The organism is Synergistaceae bacterium DZ-S4, from assembly GCA_025943965.1.
Lineage (GTDB): Bacteria > Synergistota > Synergistia > Synergistales > Synergistaceae > Caenicola > Caenicola nitritireducens.
The window spans coordinates 1,645-2,904 of the sequence record JAPCWD010000027.1; the positions used below are offsets into that span (position 1 = coordinate 1,645).

The following is a 1,260-nucleotide window of genomic DNA, read 5'->3' on the forward strand; positions in this document are numbered from 1 at the left end:
GAAGAAGGTCAATAAAGGATTTATGAGGTTAAGGTACAAAGGGCACGCGGGGAATGCCTTGGCGCCAGATGCCGAAGAAAGACGCAGCCAGCTGCGAAAAGCCGCGGGGAGGAGCAAGCATCCTTAGATCCGCGGATATCTGAATGGGGAAACCTGCATGGAGCAGTCCATGCGCCCTTAATGAGGGCGGCGACCCGGTGAAGTGAAACATCTCAGTAACCGGAGGAAAAGAAATCGAAAGAGATGCCCCAAGTAGTGGTGAGCGAAAGGGGTAGAGCCTAAACCTGATGCATGTCAAGCCTGCAGGCGTTGTGCATTTGGGGTAGTGGGATCCATGAGCGAGGGACTGCAGTCCTTCGGAGGAGTCACAAAATGCATCCATAGTTGAATCGTGTTGGGAAAACGAGCCGCAGAGGGTGAAAGCCCCGTAAGCGAAATGGAAGCAACTTCTTTAATGGACACCCAAGTAGTGCGGAGCACGTGCAATTCCGTATGAATCAGGGCCGACCACGGTCTAAGGCTAAATACATCTGGCGACCGATAGCGAAGCAGTACCGAGAGGGAAAGGTGAAAAGCACCCCTGGCGGGGAGTGAAACAGACCTGAAACCGCGTGCCTACAAGCAGTCGGAGCATTTTAGGATGTGACGGCGTGCCTCTTGGAAAATGAGCCGTCGAGTTATGGTATGTGGCGAGGATAAGAACTACAAGGTTCGGATCCGCAGGGAAACCGAGTCTGAACAGGGCGTCAGTCGCATGCTATAGACCCGAAGCCATACGATCTATCCATGTCCAGGTTGAAGACCGGGTAACACCGGTTGGAGGACCGAACCACAGCCTGTTGAAAAAGGCCTGGATGAGGTGTGGATAGGAGTGAAAAGCTAATCGAGTATGGTGATAGCTGGTTCTCCCCGAAATGCATTGAGGTGCAGCCTTGTTTGGTCTATTTATGGGGGGTAGAGCACTGAATGAGTAAGGGGGCAGATGTGCCTACCGAGCTCAATCAAACTCCGAATACCCATACAATACAAACGGGAGTGAGACTACGGGTGCGAAGATTCGTGGTCGAAAGGGAAACAGCCCAGCCCGACAGCTAAGGTCCCAAAGCCTGTGCTAAGTGTTACAAGGATGTGGGGAAGCAAAGACAGCCAGGAGGTTGGCTCAGAAGCAGCCACCCTTGAAAGAGTGCGTAACAGCTCACTGGTCGAGCGTCCCTGCGCCAAAAATGTGGGGGGCTAAGCACAGCGCCGAAGCTTCGGATT

General features: G+C 53.2%; 1 rRNA gene (only partly in view). It reads left to right on the forward strand.

Features of this window, described 5'->3' with window-relative positions:
* Positions 1 to 26 precede the first annotated feature (26 nt).
* A 23S ribosomal RNA gene (locus tag OLM33_09990) occupies positions 27 to 1,260 on the forward strand (it continues 1,368 nt past the right edge of the window).